This is a genomic window from Martinezella paranaensis (genome assembly GCF_014200235.1).
Taxonomy (GTDB): Bacteria; Pseudomonadota; Alphaproteobacteria; order Rhizobiales; family Rhizobiaceae; genus Rhizobium; species Rhizobium paranaense.
Map to the genome: position 1 here is coordinate 160872 of NZ_JACHBI010000004.1, position 15345 is coordinate 176216.

The following is a 15345-nucleotide window of genomic DNA, read 5'->3' on the forward strand; positions in this document are numbered from 1 at the left end:
GCAAATCATGTCAAAATCTGGGCAAATATTACAGATGGGTTAATTACCGTGATCTTCAGCGCGTGCAGATTCGCGCGTTGCGAGCGATTCGTCAACCGAAGATGGTGTCGTAAAGCAGCTTGAAATTCAGCGCCAAAATGACGCCGGCAACCAGCCAGGAGAGGACGGCAACACTCCTTGAAACGGTGAATCTGCCCATTTTTCCGCGATCTGTGACGAATTGGACGAGCGGGATGACGGCAAAAGGCAGTTGCATGGACAGGATGACCTGGCTCAAAACCAGCAAATCCGCAGTACCTTTTTCACCATAAAATGCGGTAACAAAAACAACTGGAATAATTGCGAGGCCACGCGTCAAAAGCCGCCTTGCCCAGTGCGGAATGCGCAGGCGCAGGAAGCCTTCCATGACGATCTGGCCGGCGAGCGTCGCCGTGACGGTGGAATTGAGGCCAGAAGCAAGAAGCGCCACGGCAAAAAGCGTCGAGGCGATGCCAAGACCGAGCAGCGGCGACAGCAACTCGAAGGCCTGGCCGATTTCGGCGACATCCGAATGCCCGCTGTTGTGGAAAGCGACGGCTGCGACGATCAGGATCGAAGCATTGACGAAAAGCGCCAGCATTAAGGCAATGGTGCTGTCGGTCGTCGCCCATTTGATCGCATCGCGGCGGCCCTCGTCGGTGCGCTTGTAGGCGCGGGTCTGCACGATCGAGGAATGCAGGTAGAGATTATGCGGCATGACGGTCGCGCCGATGATGCCCATGGCGATGTAGAGCATCTCGTGATTGGTGACGATCTCGGGCGAGGGGATGAAGCCGTTGAGGATAGCGGCGACCGGAGGAGCGGCGGCGGCAATCTGGATGGCGAAACAGGTGGCGATGACAATGAGGAGCGCGATGACGAAGGCCTCCAGGAAGCGGAAGCCCTTATTCATCAGGAGCAGCAGCAGGAAGGCGTCCAGCGCGGTGATCAGCGCGCCGCCGATCAAGGGGATGCCAAAGAGCAATTGCAGCGCGATCGCCGTGCCGATGACCTCGGCGAGATCACAGGCGATGATGGCAAGTTCGCAGGCAAACCACAGGGCCAGATTGACCGGCCTGGAATAATGGTCGCGGCAGGCCTGCGCCAGATCGCGGCCGGTGACGATGCCGAGCCGGGCTGCGAGTGCTTGCAGCAGGATCGCCATCAGATTGGACAGCATGATGACGGCAAGCAGCGTGTAGCCGAATTGCGCGCCGCCGGCGAGATCCGTCGCCCAGTTGCCGGGGTCCATATAACCGACGGAAACCATGTAGCCCGGTCCGAGGAAGGCGATCAGCCGCCGAACCCAAGTGCCGGTGTGCGGAACATGAACTGTGGCATTGACTTCCGGAAGGCTCGGCCGCGCATCTTCATCGGGGTGGGCAAATTTCCACGCGCTCGGTGCGGCTGCTTCCTGAATCTGCGTCATGCGGGGCTCCGGGATCGTCTATGACATGACTAAACAAATATGCCGGATATCAACATTATGCAATAGGCTATATTTTATAGTATCGGCATTGTAGTGGCGCGATCACGCTGCCACCCGCAAAAATCATCATCCGCTTTCAAGATTGAAGCCGGTGCTATAAAGATAAAAGCGAGTTTATCCGTATCTCGGGGGAGCCGAACGCATTGCCGAAGAGAAAACTGCCAATCCATCGGGAAGAGCCGCTGCCGGATGCCGAGACGCATTCGGAGGGTTTCCGCCATACGCGGGAGGCCAACCGTGGCGCTCTGGTGGAGGATTATGTCGAGCTGATCGCCGATCTTATCGATGACGGCAATGAGGCGCGGCAGGTGGATATCGCGGCAAGGCTTGGCGTGTCGCAGCCGACGGTCGCCAAGATGCTCGCGCGGCTCTGCGAAGATGGGCTCGTATCGCGGCGCCCCTATCGCGGCGTTTTTCTGACGGAGGCGGGCGGCAAGATCGCCCAGGACATCCGCGCCCGCCATCAGACCGTCGAGGCATTCCTGCGGTGGCTCGGCGTTAGCGCCGAGACGGCGCGGATCGACGCCGAGGGCATGGAGCATCACGTCAGCGCCGAAACGCTGAAAGCATTCCGTCGCGCCATGCAGCGCGAGGGGTGATCAGGGCGCTCGCTCTTTATTCCGCCGCGTCGTGTTTGGAAATGGAATCGCGCACCACGCCGTATTGGCTGCCCCAGCGATCGGTCATCTCGGCGCGGATATCCCAGAGATCGGGGAAGAAGCGATGGTGGGCGCCGGCCTGCAGCAACTCCACCGGCCGGCCCTTGAGGGATTTCGAGCCGAGACCGATCGAGCGCTGGATCAGGTAGATGTGGTTGGCGCGGAATTTCTGGAAGAGCTCGTCGAATTCCGCCAGCGCCTCGGCCACGACATAGCCGTCACCGTGATCGTATTTGCCGTCATAGAGGTCCACTACCGTCAATCCTGGCGCATCGAGATAATAGGCCTTGAAGGCCCGCCAGAGATCGGGCGGCAGGCGCAACAGGAACTTGAAGCCGGGCGATTCCTGGCCGCTGCCGTTGCCGAGTTGCAGGCGGATCTGCTGATATTCCTTCGGCGACATGGTTTCGAGCAGATCGAGCTGCGCCGTCATCATCCGCATCAGCCGGTGGACGCGGCCCAGGAGCGTCACGACGCGATGGGTATTGTTTTCCTCGATGAAGGCAATGACATCGACCAGCGTATAGGCGATGAGCTTCATCCAGAGCTCTTCCACCTGATGGACGATCTGGAACTGCAGCTCGTCGCCATTGACCATCTCGTTTAATGGTTTCTGGCAGGCGAGCAGCTTGTCGCATTGCAGATAGACACCATAGTCGCGCATGTCTGGCGCCTCGATGCGCGCGTAATATTCTTTCTTCTGCATCTTCGTTCCCTTTATCCCGGCCATTGCCGCTGGCATTTTGCCCTTGTGGAAGGATACGAAAATTTCGCTTGAACATTGTTCCTGATTGTCATTCAAAATTGGCAATTGAGAGTACGAATGGCTTTGAATGGGACAATGGAGAGAACGATGGACTTGGACGCGCTCGACCACAAAATCGTCTCCGCTTTGGAAGCCGATGCCCGCATCTCCTTTGCCGCGCTTGCCGAACGGGTCGGTCTCAGCAAGACGCCGTGCTGGAAGCGCGTGAAGGCGTTGGAAGAGGCCGGTGTGATCCGAGGCTACCGGACGATTCTCGATCCGGCGCAGCTCGGCTTCGGTCTGGAAGCCTTCGTGCAAGTATCGATCGACGTCGAGCGCTTCGATGCCTTCGAAGCCGCTGTGCGCCGCCATCCGCTGATCTGGCGCTGCCATGCGACGACGGGCGAGGCCGATTATCTCCTGCATATACTGGCTGCCGACATGGCCGCCCTCGACCGGCTGCTGCGCCAGGAACTGAACCGGCTGCCCGGCGTGCGGCACACGGTGACGTCGATGTCGACGCGGGAGATCAAGTCGGATATCTCGTTTGCCGATGCGGCGCGGCATATCCGCGGGTAGCCGTTAGCCGGCGTTTGGGTGCATAAAGCAGTCAGGTCGCGGACCAGGTGGCCGTCGCTGTGGCGTAGGTTTGCGTCGAAATACCTCTAACGGAAAAGGCGGGGGAAACCCCACAAGCTTTCCTCCGCCTTACTTTTCGCTTATCAAGCTGACGCGGCGGCCGGTTCCTTGGAGCGTTTAGGCATTCGCGTGACTTTGACGGTTACATGGCGGTCGAGTGCATTAAGAACTCGCACAAGCCGATCAATGGTGAAGCGGCTTAGGTCTGCATTGCGAATGCGGGAAAGGTCAGCGGCAGTTACGCCAGTTAGCTTTTCTCCGTCGCGCACGGTCAGCTTACGCCGATCGAGCGCCGCAATGATCTCGGCCGCAAGCTGCGTCTTCATTTGCTTTGCATCGGCGTCGGGGTCGCCTAGATCAGCGTAAATGTTGCCGCTGCCCCGGACGACTTCAAAGTCATTGTCGCTCATCACAACATCTCCTTTATTCGTTTTAAACGGGCTTGAATCAGCTCGATCTCTTTTTGAGGCGTTGCTATCCCTTTGGTGGATTTCTTTTGGAAGGCGTGAACCACCCAAATGGCATCTCCCAACTGAACCGCATAGATAGCCCGGTAAGCATCCGTGCGGTATGGCAGGGCGATTTCAAACACGCCCGACCCCAAGCCTTTCATGGGCTTCGCGATATCAGCCTTTTGGCCCATGCTTGCGATAGCGAGGGCATCTTTCATTCTATCCTGAACGGATTGAGGGAACTCCTCAAAATCTCTCAGCGCTGCCCGAACCCATGCAATCTCTCTCATGGGGCGCATGTTGTCATATATGACAACATTATCGCAAGCATTTTCTTGCGAAAGTTTAGGTGCGCCGCTATTGCAAATCCATCCTGTCGCCCTTCAGCACGGAGAAGCCGCCGATAGCCACATGAGCGCCGATAAGGAAGTTGGGCAGAATGCCCCGGGCGATATAGCTGCGATTTTCAAAACGGGCCGGTTTGTAGGGAGAGCCTATTGCCACCGAAACATATGCCCTCTCGCGCCCTAACAAACTTAAGGCCCGGAAGTCCGGGCCTCATCCTCCGGATCCACCAAAGTGGCGGCGAGCCATTACATCTTGCTCATGCCCTTCTCGGCATTTTCCATGTGGGTCACACAATTTTTCATCTTGTGGGCCTTCATGGCATCCTTCGCCATGGCCACCTGTTTGGTGGCGGCTGTCTTTTTCGTCTGGTCGGTCATTGCATCCACCTTGGTCTGCAAGGCCGAAATGGAAGCATCGTCACATTTCGCCATAGATGCAGCATAGGCAGGCATAGTGCCCGCAGCCGCAAGCACGGCAGCGATCAAAATCGATCTCAGCATGTGCATTTCCTCCGAAAGGGCATAATCGCCCTTTTAACAAACGCATACCCGCCATGAGTGTTCCGGCGCCGGCCTGCGACAAATTGGATCATGCCGACGCGATGCTGTTTCAGATTCCGGCATACCATTCGTAGCCGCGATCCTCCCAGAAGCCGCCTTTGCCGCCCCAGATATCGTCGAATTTGTCGCGGATTTCGATGCGCATCACGTATTTTGCATGCTTGTAGCCGAGATGACGCTCGACCCGCAGACGCAGCGGCGCGCCATGGGCGACTTCGAGATCCTTGCCGTTCATCGAATAGGCGAGGATCGTCTGCGGGTGGAAGGCATCGATCAGGTCGATGCTCTCGTAGTAGCGGCCGCTGCCGTCGAGCGTCTGCTCCAACTCGTCGGCGCAGTAGAACACTGCATAGCGCGCGCCCAGCTTCAGCCCCGCGCTCTGCAGGATGAGGCCGAGCGGTACGCCGGTCCATTTGCCGATGGCGCTCCAGCCTTCGACACAGTCATGGCGGGTAATTTGCGTGCGCGACGGCAGTTTCTTCAGATCGGCCAGCGAAAATTCCATCGGCTTGTTGACCATGCCGTCGATTTTCAGCTTCCAGGTGGAAAAGCCGTTTTCCACCATCGCGGCATAGTCTTCGCTACCGGGATTATCCGTGCCGTTCGGGCGGAAGGTCGGCGAGATGTCCTTGTCGGTATATTCACGGGCAAGCGCCTGCGGCGAGACGAGCAGGCGTTGCGTGCCCATGGTCAGGCCTTCGGCCAATGCCAAAACCTTCTGGACGTTCTGGTTCTCGGTGATGTCGTCGCAGCCGGTAAGGCCGATGGCGCCGAGGCTGGCGGCGGAGCCGATGAGGAAGCGGCGGCGGCTGACGATCTTGCTCATGCGTCCTCTCCTTCCGTGCGGATGGCGTAGCGGCCGGTCACCATGGAGCGCATGTTGTTCCAGAGGCCGGACAGGATGACCATCGCCACATGTACGAGGACGAAGAGCACGATCGTCCAGGCGGTGATGAAATGAATGCTGCGCGCCGTCTGCCGCCCGCCGAAGATATCGAGTAGGAATGGGTAGCCGGCGTCGATGCCGGGCGACATGGTAAGCCCGGTCGCCAGCATCAGCGGCAGCAGAATGAAGATGACGATGAGATAGGTGAGCTTTTGCAGCGCATTGTAGCGCTTGGCCTTCTCGCCTTTCGGAAAGCGAAGGCGGGCATGCTCGACAATCTCGTGCCAGAGATTATGCAGCGAAACTTCGGCACCCGAGGGCGCCAGATCACGTCGAAAATGGCCGGCAATGAAGCCGTAGAGCAGATAAATCAGGCCGTTGAACACAAAGAGCCAGGCGAAGAAGAAATGCCAGCGTCGGCCGTCGGCCAAATCCTGGTAGCTTGGGATCGTCGCCCAGGCGGGAAAGGCGCGTTCGGTCCACTCACCGTCCTCTTTCGAAGCGCCGAGAATGCCGGTCGTCGGGATCGTCAGGTTGCCGATGCGGAAGGTGCCGTAGGGCTGGTTGTCGCCATCGGTGGCCGATATCTGCAGCCACGACGGATCGGCATTGGCGCCGTACTGACCCCAATAGAGGGCGGGATGGGCGTTGAAAATCTGCATGCCGCTCATCAGCAGCAGGGAGAGACAGAGCACATTCAGCCAGTGCGTCAGGCGGGTGACGATCGAATGCCGGCGAATGTAGATCGTCCGGGGGTGCGCAGGCGGCGCACCGGTCGCATCGATGTCGGCCATGGCTAGGCTCCTCTCGAAATCTAACGAACCCTCTGGAAACCCGGCCGCATAGTACCATAAATCGACCGGGAATGTGGCGGCGCTCCATCGCCAGGGGCTAAACATGGAGCGCCGCGTGGCAGGCCGACGGCGGGCGGATGCCGATTGGCCTGCGAGCTTCCCTTGGCGGGAAGATCTTTTTGACGGGAAGATCACATGGGTGGAATGGTGCCGTTGACGCCGACGGCGACGCGATCGCTGGAAACCATGCCGTCGCCAGAGGTTTCACCGGTGATGAAGACACCGGCGCCGGCCTTCAGATCGTCCTTGGTGGCCGAGACGAGGGTCACGACCGGAGTGCCGTCCGGAATGTTGATCTTCTTCTCGCCGCCCTTGTAGGTCAGGGTCAGCGTCGGGCCGTTGACCGACTTGACGGCATTGGCCACCGTGGCGTTGGTCATGGAGCTGTTTGGCTTCGAGTCCCAGGGCCGGTCGCCTTCGCCCGTGCCCTTCATCGCGGCGGGGAAGATCACGACTTCGATGGCGCCTGCAACACCGCTGTTCGTCGGCTCATTAGCGATGCCAACGAAATCGCCGGGCTTGATATCGGTTGCCGAAGCCTTGGTTACGCCGGTGACGGCCCAGCCCGATTTCAGCATCACGCTGATGTCCTTGCCGTCGCGGGACTTGACCTTGAGAGTATCGCCATCGAGGCTTTCGATCGTGCCGCGCACACGGACACGGTCGGCGGCATTGGCCCCCTGCAGTGCGGCCAGCGTTACGACAGCGCCGGCGGCCAGGGCCAACATGCCCTTGGTCAGAAGCTTGCGATCCATGATTAGTCTCCTTGATATACCTACTAATCGGTAGGTTTTTCGACAGACGGCCGGGATCGGCCAATAGAGTTCTTTGCATGGGAGGATCGGAAGATCGTCATCCCGATCTGCAACGGGGGCGATCCTATCTACCACTCGGTAGCTTCGCCAATCAAACAAGCGTGAGAGGCACGTTACCCATCGAAATCACGAAATGATGAATAATTTCAATGGGGAAAGGCCAGTCGGTCGAACAGCGGTTCGACAATGGTGGCAAAGACCGCCGGGTCGCCAAAGGCTCGCGCCGAGAGTATGGCGCCATGTACGCTTGCCATGAAGGACAGGGCCTCCTCGGCTGCCGGGCGGGGCAAAACGAGACGGCCTTCGGCCGCGCCTTTTTCCATGACAGTGGCAAGCCACCCCGAGAGATCGCGGAAATGTCCGCGCACTTCGGCGGCAACATCGGCCGGCAACACCGGCAGTTCGGCGGCAAGCATGGCGCAGAGGCAGAAGGGGGCGGTATCGTCTTTGATGCAGGCTTCCCAGAAGCCCGTATAGGCGCGAAGGCGCGCGACGGGATCGGCAATATCGGCGTCGGCCCTCGCGAGGCCTTGCCGTGCCTCCTCCCGATAGCGCGCCACGACGATCCTGACGAGATCGGCCTTGGTCGGAAAATGGTGATGGATGCTGGCTTTCCGAATGCCGACCTCTGCCGAAATATCGGCAAAGCTGAAGCTGTTGTAGCCGCCGGCGATGATCAGGCCGCGTGCGGATTGGACGATCTCGTCGGCTTTTGTCGAAATATTGCTCATTCGTTTTGCCTACCTATTGGTAGGGTGCCTGTCAAGTCGCTCGGATTATCCGTTTCGTCGCCGAGAATTCAGCAAATAGGGGAATAGGGTTGAAACTTTATAGTTTCACGCAATGTCTGAGCGCAAAAAAGCCGGTTGCCTCAAAATCCCCTTCCTGTCACGTTATGGCATCAAACGCGGAAGATTGGAGAACCGAAATGATCGCCATTCGTCCATTTTTGATCGGCATTATCCTTATCCTGGCGCTCGTGCTGATTGCGCTCAGTATCTTGTTGGTCAATCCCGTGAAGCCCATCCATCAATCCGACACGCTTATCCCGATGCAGAGCGAGCCCGTGCAGCGCCAGTAGCGGCTAAGCAATTCCAGGAAAAGTGCGAAGCGGTTTTCCGTTCGGAATGCGTAAAAACAAAGGATCGCGCGGTTTCAGCTCGAGGGCGTGAAGCGCGCCACCAATGTATGACGATCGCCGGGATAGGTCAGGCGGACGTGCGTGATCGGTCCGAGGTTGCTCCAGGTGCGTCGTTCGATGACGAGGCAGGCGGTGCCCTTGGCGATATCCAGGCTTGCGGCAGCCTCGCCCTCGGCCGGGATGGCTCGGATCTGGTGTTCGGCCGTGCTCCAAGGCACCTGATTGATCAGCCACGGTCCCGGCGGCAATTCGTCGAAATTGACCTGAGCCGCCTCGGGGACGGCATCGAGATTGATGACCCGATCTTCCAGACAGAAAGGCCTGCGGCCGGCATAGTGAATGCAGGTGATGTCCAGTACCGAGACTGCGCCGGCAAATTGCAGCCTCCGCGCATCGTCGGGGCGGCCCTTGCGCTTGGCGCGCTTCACGATCTTATGGGAGTAGGGCAGGTTCAGCGACAGGATTTCGGACTTGATGTCGTGGATTTCCAACACCGCCGATTGCGCCTGCGGTTGCGTGACGAAGCTTCCCGAACGCTTGCGCCGCTCGATCAAGCCTGCCCGGGCAAGCTGCGTCAGCACCTTGTTCACCGTCATGCGCGAACAGTCATATTGTTCCGCCAAAGCAAGCTCAAAGGGTATCCGATGGCCGGGCGGCCAATCGCCGGAAACGATCCGGCTCTCGATATCGCTCAGGATACGCTGATGCAGGGTCGCTTCTTTAGCTGTGGTCATGCCGCCGACCGTTTCCTCGTGAGACCTGGGTGATCGCCACTGTGTTCATTTAGGATTTCATTGTCGCGAGGAAAAGTGCTTTTTCAACCGATTAGTTCGGTCATAGCGGCGCGGAATCGGGCAGCGATCGTTTTCCGCTGCTTATGTCGGCCACCTTCGACCTGCTTGCGGCCCTGTGCCCAGACGCTGTCGACTGTAACGCCGCCGGCGAACATCCATTGATCGAGGATCTGATCGCCGGAGAGGTAGGGAACGGCGTTGACGTCGAGCGAGACAACGTCGGCGTAACGGCCGACAGCGAGCCCGACTTGTGCCTTCAAGGCTGCGCCGCCACCGGCAATGGCATGGTCGAACAGCGCGCGCGCCGTCGAGCCGCCCGACGAGGCGATGACATTGCGGGCCCTCAGCGCCAGGCGCTGGGAATATTCGAGCTGCCGCAGTTCTTCCGGAACGGAGATCAGAATGTTGGAATCCGAGCCGATGCCATAGCGGCCGCCTTCTTCCAGAAAGAGCGGCGCCGGAAAAGTGCCGTCGCCGAGATTGGCTTCCGTCACGGAGCAGAGGCCGGCGATCGCGCCGCTTTTCGCCATTCGCCGGGTTTCGTCATCGGTCATATGGGTTGCGTGGATGAGGCACCAGCGCCCGTCGACCGGGGCGTGATCGAGCAGCCATTGCACGGGGCGGGCACCCGACCAGGCGATGCAATCCTCCACTTCCTTCACCTGTTCGGCGACATGGATATGGATCGGCCCGTTACCGGCGAGCGGCACGAGTTTTTCCAGCTCTTCCGGTGTTACCGCCCGCAGGCTGTGCGGGGCGAGGCCGAGTTCGGCGCCTGGCAACCGGCCAACGATCGTCCGGCAGCCGGCCATCAGCGCTTCGAATCGATCGAGCGAATTGATGAAGCGCCGCTGGCCATCGATGGGAGCCGCGCCACCAAAACCGGAATGGGCGTAGAAGACCGGCAGCAGTGTCAACCCAATGCCCGTTTCGGCGCTTGCTGCGCCGATGCGCTCGGCCAACTCGGCGACATTGGCGTAAGGGCTGCCGTCCTTGTCGTGATGCAGATAGTGGAACTCGCCGACACGGGAGAAGCCCGCTTCCAGCATTTCCATATAGAGCTGCGCGGCCACTGCCTCGACATGATCGGGGGTCATCGAGAGCGCGAACTTGTACATGACGGTCCGCCAGCTCCAGAAGCTGTCGTTAGCCGGGCCACGAACTTCCGCAAGGCCGGCCATGGCGCGCTGAAAGGCATGGCTGTGGAGATTGGGCATGGCAGGGACCAGAATGTCGTGCCGCTCGTCGCCGGCCTCTGCTGCAACATCAGCCTCGATGCCGGCAATGCGGCCGTCCTCCAGAGTCAGGCGGACATTTTCCCGCCAGCCATCGTGAAGCAGCGCCGAACGTGCATGAAGTTTCGTCATGACCTAGCTCTTTCCTTTTGGATACTGAGTCCAAAATCCCTCTTGTCAGCTCTTTTAATATGTATATACATTATGAGCCCATAAGGAAAGGCGTAAAGCTGATGAGTGGGAACAATTTTTCCAGCGATAGCGTGAGATCCGAGGGCAAAAGCCGCCTTTGGCGCAACACCCGTCTGGCGACCTTGCAAGGCGATCGGCTAGGGCTCGGCATTGTCGAGAAGGGTGCGATCCTGACCAAGGGAAGCCGCATCGTTTTTGCGGGCAATGAAAGCGATGTGCCTGAGACCGGCGATGCCGAAGTCGTCGATCTGGAAGGTCGTTGGATCACGCCCGGTATCATCGATTGCCACACGCACATCGTTCACGGCGGTAACCGCGCCCGCGAATTCGAGATGCGGCTGGAAGGCGCGAGCTACGAAGAAATCGCGCGGGCCGGCGGCGGCATCGTCTCCTCCGTCAACGCAACGCGCGCGCTTTCCGTCAATGATCTCATTGCGACGGCCTTGCCCCGCCTCGATACGCTGCTTGCCGAAGGTGTCACCACGATCGAGGTGAAGTCCGGCTATGGTCTCAGCGTCGAATCCGAATTGAAGATGCTGCAAGCCGCTCGTGCGCTGGAAGACGCCCGTCCGATCCGCGTCGTCACCTCCTATCTCGCCGCGCATGCGACGCCGGCGGACTATAGGGGTCGGAACGACGACTATATTTCCGACGTCGTGTTGCCGGGTCTGGAGCAAGCGCATGCCAGGGGCCTGGCCGATGCCGTCGACGGCTTCTGCGAGGGGATTGCCTTTTCGCCGGCCGAGATCGCCCGCGTCTTCGATCGTGCAAAGGCGTTTGGCATCCCGGTGAAGCTGCATGCCGAGCAGCTTTCCAATCTCGGCGGCGCCAAGCTTGCCGCCTCCTATGGCGCTCTTTCCGCCGACCATCTCGAATATCTCGATGAGGACGGCGTGAAGGCCATGGCGGATGCCGGCACGGTCGCCGTCATCCTGCCCGGCGCCTTCTATGCCATTCATGAAAAGCAGAAGCCGCCGGTCAAGGCGCTGCGCGAGGCAGGTGTTGCGATCGCCATCGCCACCGATTGCAATCCCGGCACCTCGCCGCTGACTTCGATGCTGCTGACGATGAACATGGCAGCGACCCTCTTCGGCCTGACCGTCGAGGAATGCATCGCGGGTGCCACCCGTGAGGGTGCCCGTGCTCTCGGCCTGCTCGCCAAGACCGGGACGCTGGAGGCCGGAAAATCGGCCGATTTCGCCATCTGGAACATCGAAAGCCCTGCCGAGCTTGTCTATCGCATCGGCTTCAATCCGCTTCATGCCCGCGTCTTCAAGGGAGAAAAATTCGACCGATGACCGTCACACTCCATCCAGGCTCCGTCTCGCTGAAACAATTGGCCGCGATCTATTGGACTGGCGAGCCTGCCAAGCTCGATGCCTCCTTCGATGCCGGCATTCTCAAAGCCGCTGCGCGTATTGCCGAGATCGCCGCCGGCAACGCGCCGGTCTACGGCATTAACACCGGCTTTGGTAAACTGGCCTCCATCAAGATCGACAGCGCCGATGTCGCCACGCTGCAGCGCAATCTCATTCTTTCGCATTGCTGCGGCGTCGGCCAGCCGCTGCCGGAGAACGTCGTTCGCCTGATCATGTCGCTGAAGCTGATCTCGCTCGGCCGCGGTGCTTCCGGCGTACGGCTGGAGCTGGTGCGGCTGATCGAGGCGATGCTTGAAAAGGGCGTCGTGCCCGTCATCCCCGAGAAGGGTTCCGTCGGCGCTTCCGGCGACCTCGCCCCGCTCGCGCATATGACCGCCGTGATGATGGGCCATGGCGAGGCCTTCTATGCCGGCGAACGGCTGGATGGCGCAGCCGCGCTGAAAAAGGCTGGACTGACGCCGGTCGTGCTTGCCGCCAAGGAAGGTTTGGCGCTGATCAACGGGACGCAGGTTTCGACGGCTCTCGCGCTCGCCGGCCTTTTCCGCGCCCATCGCGCCGCGCAGGCAGCATTGATCACCGGCGCGATGTCGACGGATGCCGCCATGGGCTCTTCCGCACCGTTCCATTCCGATATCCACACGCTGCGCGGCCATAAGGGCCAGATCGACACTGCTGCTGCCCTTCGTGGCCTGCTTGCCGGCTCGGTGATCCGTCAAAGCCATATCGAGGGCGACGAGCGCGTTCAGGATCCCTACTGCATCCGCTGCCAGCCGCAGGTCGATGGCGCCTGCCTGGATCTCCTGCGTTCGGCCGGCCGCACGCTTGAAATCGAGGCCAATGCCGTCACCGACAATCCGCTTGTCCTGTCGGACAATTCCGTAGTCTCCGGCGGCAATTTCCATGCCGAGCCGGTGGCTTTTGCTGCCGATCAGATCGCGATCGCTATCTGCGAGATCGGTGCGATCTCGCAGCGCCGTATCGCTCTGCTGGTCGATCCGGCCCTGAGCTATGGCTTGCCGGCTTTCCTCGCGAAAAAGCCCGGTCTGAACTCTGGACTGATGATTGCCGAGGTCACCTCCGCCGCGTTGATGTCGGAAAACAAGCAGATGTCGCATCCGGCTTCGGTCGATTCGACGCCGACCTCCGCCAATCAGGAAGACCATGTGTCCATGGCTTGCCATGGCGCACGCCGGCTCCTGCCGATGACCGACAATCTCTTCGGCATCGTCGGCATCGAGGCGCTGACGGCGGCGCAGGGCGTCGAGCTTCGCGCGCCGCTGACCACCAGTCCCGAACTGACCCTTGCCATTGCCACCATCCGCGCCGCAGCACCCACGCTGGATGAAGACCGCTACATGGCAAACGACCTCAAGGCCGCCAGCGACCTCGTCGCTTCCGGCGCCCTCAACGCATCCGTATCCGCCGGCATCCTGCCCTCTCTGGAGATATGACATGACCAACCCACGCCATAATATCCGCGAAATCCGCGCACCTCGCGGCCCGGAGCTCAACGCCAAAAGCTGGATGACCGAAGCGCCGCTGCGCATGCTGATGAACAACCTCGATCCGGACGTTGCGGAAAACCCGAATGAGCTGGTCGTCTATGGCGGCATCGGCCGCGCTGCCCGCACCTGGGACGATTTCGACCGCATCGCTGCGACGCTGAAGACGCTCAACGAGGACGAGACGCTGCTGGTGCAGTCCGGCAAGCCGGTCGCCGTGTTCCGCACCCACAAGGATGCGCCGCGCGTACTGATCGCCAACTCCAACCTCGTGCCGCACTGGGCGACCTGGGATCACTTCAACGAACTGGATAAGAAGGGCCTTGCCATGTACGGCCAGATGACGGCCGGCTCGTGGATCTATATCGGCACCCAAGGCATCGTGCAGGGCACCTATGAGACTTTCGTTGAAGCCGGTCGCCAGCATTACAACGGCAACCTCAAGGGCAAGTGGATCTTGACCGGTGGTCTCGGTGGCATGGGCGGCGCACAGCCGCTGGCGGCTGTCATGGCCGGTGCCTGCTGCCTCGCCGTCGAATCCGATGAAACCCGCATCGATTTCCGCCTGCGCACCCGCTATGTCGACGAGAAGGCAAAGACGCTCGACGAAGCGCTGGCCCTGATCGACAAATGGACGAAGGCCGGTGAAGCCAAGTCTGTCGGCCTGCTTGGCAACGCCGCCGAAATCTTCCCGGAACTGGTGAAGCGCATGAAGGCCGGCGGCCCACGCCCGGATATCGTCACCGACCAAACCTCTGCCCACGACCCGCTGAACGGCTACCTGCCGGCCGGTTGGACGGTCGCCGAACACAGGGCAAAGCGCGAGAGCGATCCAAAGGCCGTCGAAGCTGCCGCCCGTGCTTCTATGAAGGTGCATGTGGAAGCCATGGTCGCCTTCTGGGATGCTGGCGTGCCGACGCTCGATTATGGCAACAACATCCGCCAGGTCGCCAAGGATGAAGGCTTCGAAAACGCCTTCGCCTTCCCGGGCTTCGTGCCGGCTTACATCCGTCCGCTCTTCTGCCGCGGCATCGGTCCGTTCCGTTGGGCTGCTCTCTCGGGCGATCCGGAGGATATCTACAAGACCGACGCCAAGGTGAAGGAGCTGCTGCCGGACAACAAGCACCTGCACAACTGGCTGGACATGGCGCGCGAGCGCATTGCCTTCCAGGGCCTGCCGGCACGCATTTGCTGGGTCGGTCTCGGCGATCGTCACCGTCTTGGCCTCGCCTTCAACGAAATGGTCAGGAACGGCGAGCTGAAGGCGCCCGTCGTCATCGGCCGTGACCATCTCGACTCCGGCTCGGTCGCCTCGCCGAACCGCGAAACGGAAGCCATGAAGGACGGCTCAGATGCCGTTTCCGACTGGCCGCTGCTGAACGCGCTGCTCAACACCGCATCGGGCGCCACCTGGGTATCGCTGCATCACGGCGGCGGCGTCGGCATGGGCTTCAGCCAGCACTCCGGCATGGTCATCTGCGCCGACGGCACGGATGATGCGGCCAAGCGTCTGGAACGCGTTCTCTGGAACGACCCGGCAACCGGTGTCATGCGCCACGCCGACGCAGGCTACGACATTGCCCTCGACTGGGCCAAGAAGCAGGGCCTGCGCCTGCCGGCCATCCTGGGGAACTAAG

At 60.4% G+C, this 15345-nt stretch carries 17 protein-coding genes; 6 read left to right on the plus strand and 11 right to left on the minus strand.

Annotated elements, in window-relative coordinates:
* Positions 1–91 precede the first annotated feature (91 nt).
* Positions 92–1447, minus strand: a complete 1356-nt coding sequence (locus tag GGD50_RS12015) for an Nramp family divalent metal transporter (RefSeq protein ID WP_107109750.1) — start codon at positions 1445–1447, stop codon at positions 92–94.
* A 203-nt stretch (positions 1448–1650) separates the two neighbouring features.
* Between GGD50_RS12015 and mntR the strand changes: the two genes are divergently transcribed.
* A complete protein-coding gene (gene mntR / locus GGD50_RS12020) occupies positions 1651–2106 on the plus strand; it encodes a manganese-binding transcriptional regulator MntR (RefSeq protein WP_107109749.1) in 456 nt (151 codons plus the stop codon).
* Between the two features lie 16 nt (positions 2107–2122).
* On the opposite strand, the gene GGD50_RS12025 is transcribed toward mntR, so the two are convergent.
* Entirely contained in the window at positions 2123–2872 is a 750-nt protein-coding gene (locus GGD50_RS12025; RefSeq protein ID WP_107109748.1) for a tryptophan 2,3-dioxygenase family protein, read from the minus strand.
* Between the two features lie 147 nt (positions 2873–3019).
* Here GGD50_RS12025 and GGD50_RS12030 point away from each other — a divergent pair, with 147 nt between their 5' ends.
* Positions 3020–3490 (plus strand): Lrp/AsnC family transcriptional regulator, encoded by a 471-nt coding sequence (locus tag GGD50_RS12030; protein WP_107109747.1) that lies wholly within the window; start codon positions 3020–3022, stop codon positions 3488–3490.
* 143 nt (positions 3491–3633) lie between these two features.
* Here the strand turns inward: GGD50_RS12030 and GGD50_RS12035 are convergent, their stop codons facing one another.
* The 7 genes from GGD50_RS12035 to GGD50_RS12065 all read right to left on the minus strand — a co-directional run bounded on the left by GGD50_RS12035 (position 3634) and on the right by GGD50_RS12065 (position 8196).
* Positions 3634–3960, minus strand: a complete 327-nt coding sequence (locus tag GGD50_RS12035) for a helix-turn-helix domain-containing protein (RefSeq protein ID WP_107109746.1) — start codon at positions 3958–3960, stop codon at positions 3634–3636.
* Positions 3960–4301, minus strand: a complete 342-nt coding sequence (locus GGD50_RS12040; RefSeq protein ID WP_107109745.1) for a type II toxin-antitoxin system RelE/ParE family toxin — start codon at positions 4299–4301, stop codon at positions 3960–3962. Before GGD50_RS12040 ends, GGD50_RS12035 begins: the two co-directional genes overlap by 1 nt.
* A gap of 294 nt (positions 4302–4595) precedes the next feature.
* Positions 4596–4850 carry a hypothetical protein gene (locus tag GGD50_RS12045; protein WP_107109744.1) on the minus strand — a complete coding sequence of 85 codons (255 nt, stop codon included), beginning with the start codon at positions 4848–4850 and terminating at the stop codon, positions 4596–4598.
* 109 nt (positions 4851–4959) lie between these two features.
* A complete protein-coding gene (locus GGD50_RS12050) occupies positions 4960–5736 on the minus strand; it encodes a molybdopterin-dependent oxidoreductase (protein WP_107109743.1) in 777 nt (258 codons plus the stop codon).
* Positions 5733–6590 (minus strand): cytochrome b/b6 domain-containing protein, encoded by an 858-nt coding sequence (locus GGD50_RS12055; RefSeq protein ID WP_107109742.1) that lies wholly within the window; start codon positions 6588–6590, stop codon positions 5733–5735. The genes GGD50_RS12050 and GGD50_RS12055 overlap by 4 nt, the downstream gene beginning before the upstream one ends.
* Positions 6591–6781: 191 nt before the next feature.
* Positions 6782–7405, minus strand: a complete 624-nt coding sequence (locus GGD50_RS12060; protein WP_107109741.1) for a single stranded DNA-binding domain-containing protein — start codon at positions 7403–7405, stop codon at positions 6782–6784.
* 206 nt (positions 7406–7611) lie between these two features.
* Positions 7612–8196 (minus strand): TetR/AcrR family transcriptional regulator, encoded by a 585-nt coding sequence (locus GGD50_RS12065; protein WP_107109740.1) that lies wholly within the window; start codon positions 8194–8196, stop codon positions 7612–7614.
* 197 nt (positions 8197–8393) lie between these two features.
* Between GGD50_RS12065 and GGD50_RS12070 the strand changes: the two genes are divergently transcribed.
* Positions 8394–8546, plus strand: coding sequence for a hypothetical protein (locus GGD50_RS12070; protein ID WP_181316122.1), 153 nt, complete (start codon positions 8394–8396; stop codon positions 8544–8546).
* A 74-nt stretch (positions 8547–8620) separates the two neighbouring features.
* Here GGD50_RS12070 and hutC read toward each other — a convergent pair whose 3' ends face one another.
* Positions 8621–9340, minus strand: coding sequence for a histidine utilization transcriptional repressor HutC (hutC, locus tag GGD50_RS12075; protein WP_107109739.1), 720 nt, complete (start codon positions 9338–9340; stop codon positions 8621–8623).
* An 83-nt stretch (positions 9341–9423) separates the two neighbouring features.
* Positions 9424–10767, minus strand: a complete 1344-nt coding sequence (locus GGD50_RS12080) for a formimidoylglutamate deiminase (protein ID WP_107109738.1) — start codon at positions 10765–10767, stop codon at positions 9424–9426.
* Positions 10768–10868: 101 nt separating this feature from the next.
* Here GGD50_RS12080 and hutI point away from each other — a divergent pair, with 101 nt between their 5' ends.
* From hutI to hutU, 3 genes are read left to right on the plus strand one after another with little or no spacing between them, the layout of a single operon-like run.
* Positions 10869–12125, plus strand: coding sequence for an imidazolonepropionase (hutI, locus tag GGD50_RS12085; protein ID WP_107109737.1), 1257 nt, complete (start codon positions 10869–10871; stop codon positions 12123–12125).
* Positions 12122–13657: a histidine ammonia-lyase gene (gene hutH / locus GGD50_RS12090; RefSeq protein ID WP_107109736.1), complete on the plus strand. Its 1536-nt coding sequence runs from the start codon at positions 12122–12124 to the stop codon at positions 13655–13657. Before hutI ends, hutH begins: the two co-directional genes overlap by 4 nt.
* A 1-nt stretch (position 13658) precedes the next feature.
* A complete protein-coding gene (hutU, locus tag GGD50_RS12095) occupies positions 13659–15344 on the plus strand; it encodes a urocanate hydratase (RefSeq protein ID WP_104824744.1) in 1686 nt (561 codons plus the stop codon).
* Position 15345: the final 1 nt, after the last annotated feature.

Excerpts from the sequence above, each read along its gene's own strand:
- GGD50_RS12015 (WP_107109750.1), bottom strand. The coding sequence starts at position 1,447 with ATGACGCAGATTCAGGAAGCAGCCGCACCGAGCGCGTGGAAATTTGCC.
- GGD50_RS12025 (WP_107109748.1), bottom strand. The coding sequence starts at position 2,872 with ATGCAGAAGAAAGAATATTACGCGCGCATCGAGGCGCCAGACATGCGC.
- GGD50_RS12030 (WP_107109747.1), top strand. The coding sequence starts at position 3,020 with ATGGACTTGGACGCGCTCGACCACAAAATCGTCTCCGCTTTGGAAGCC.
- GGD50_RS12035 (WP_107109746.1), bottom strand. The coding sequence starts at position 3,960 with ATGAGCGACAATGACTTTGAAGTCGTCCGGGGCAGCGGCAACATTTAC.
- GGD50_RS12040 (WP_107109745.1), bottom strand. The coding sequence starts at position 4,301 with ATGCGCCCCATGAGAGAGATTGCATGGGTTCGGGCAGCGCTGAGAGAT.
- GGD50_RS12045 (WP_107109744.1), bottom strand. The coding sequence starts at position 4,850 with ATGCTGAGATCGATTTTGATCGCTGCCGTGCTTGCGGCTGCGGGCACT.
- GGD50_RS12050 (WP_107109743.1), bottom strand. The coding sequence starts at position 5,736 with ATGAGCAAGATCGTCAGCCGCCGCCGCTTCCTCATCGGCTCCGCCGCC.
- GGD50_RS12055 (WP_107109742.1), bottom strand. The coding sequence starts at position 6,590 with ATGGCCGACATCGATGCGACCGGTGCGCCGCCTGCGCACCCCCGGACG.
- GGD50_RS12060 (WP_107109741.1), bottom strand. The coding sequence starts at position 7,405 with ATGGATCGCAAGCTTCTGACCAAGGGCATGTTGGCCCTGGCCGCCGGC.
- GGD50_RS12065 (WP_107109740.1), bottom strand. The coding sequence starts at position 8,196 with ATGAGCAATATTTCGACAAAAGCCGACGAGATCGTCCAATCCGCACGC.
- GGD50_RS12070 (WP_181316122.1), top strand. The coding sequence starts at position 8,394 with ATGATCGCCATTCGTCCATTTTTGATCGGCATTATCCTTATCCTGGCG.
- hutC (WP_107109739.1), bottom strand. The coding sequence starts at position 9,340 with ATGACCACAGCTAAAGAAGCGACCCTGCATCAGCGTATCCTGAGCGAT.
- GGD50_RS12080 (WP_107109738.1), bottom strand. The coding sequence starts at position 10,767 with ATGACGAAACTTCATGCACGTTCGGCGCTGCTTCACGATGGCTGGCGG.
- hutI (WP_107109737.1), top strand. The coding sequence starts at position 10,869 with ATGAGTGGGAACAATTTTTCCAGCGATAGCGTGAGATCCGAGGGCAAA.
- hutH (WP_107109736.1), top strand. The coding sequence starts at position 12,122 with ATGACCGTCACACTCCATCCAGGCTCCGTCTCGCTGAAACAATTGGCC.
- hutU (WP_104824744.1), top strand. The coding sequence starts at position 13,659 with ATGACCAACCCACGCCATAATATCCGCGAAATCCGCGCACCTCGCGGC.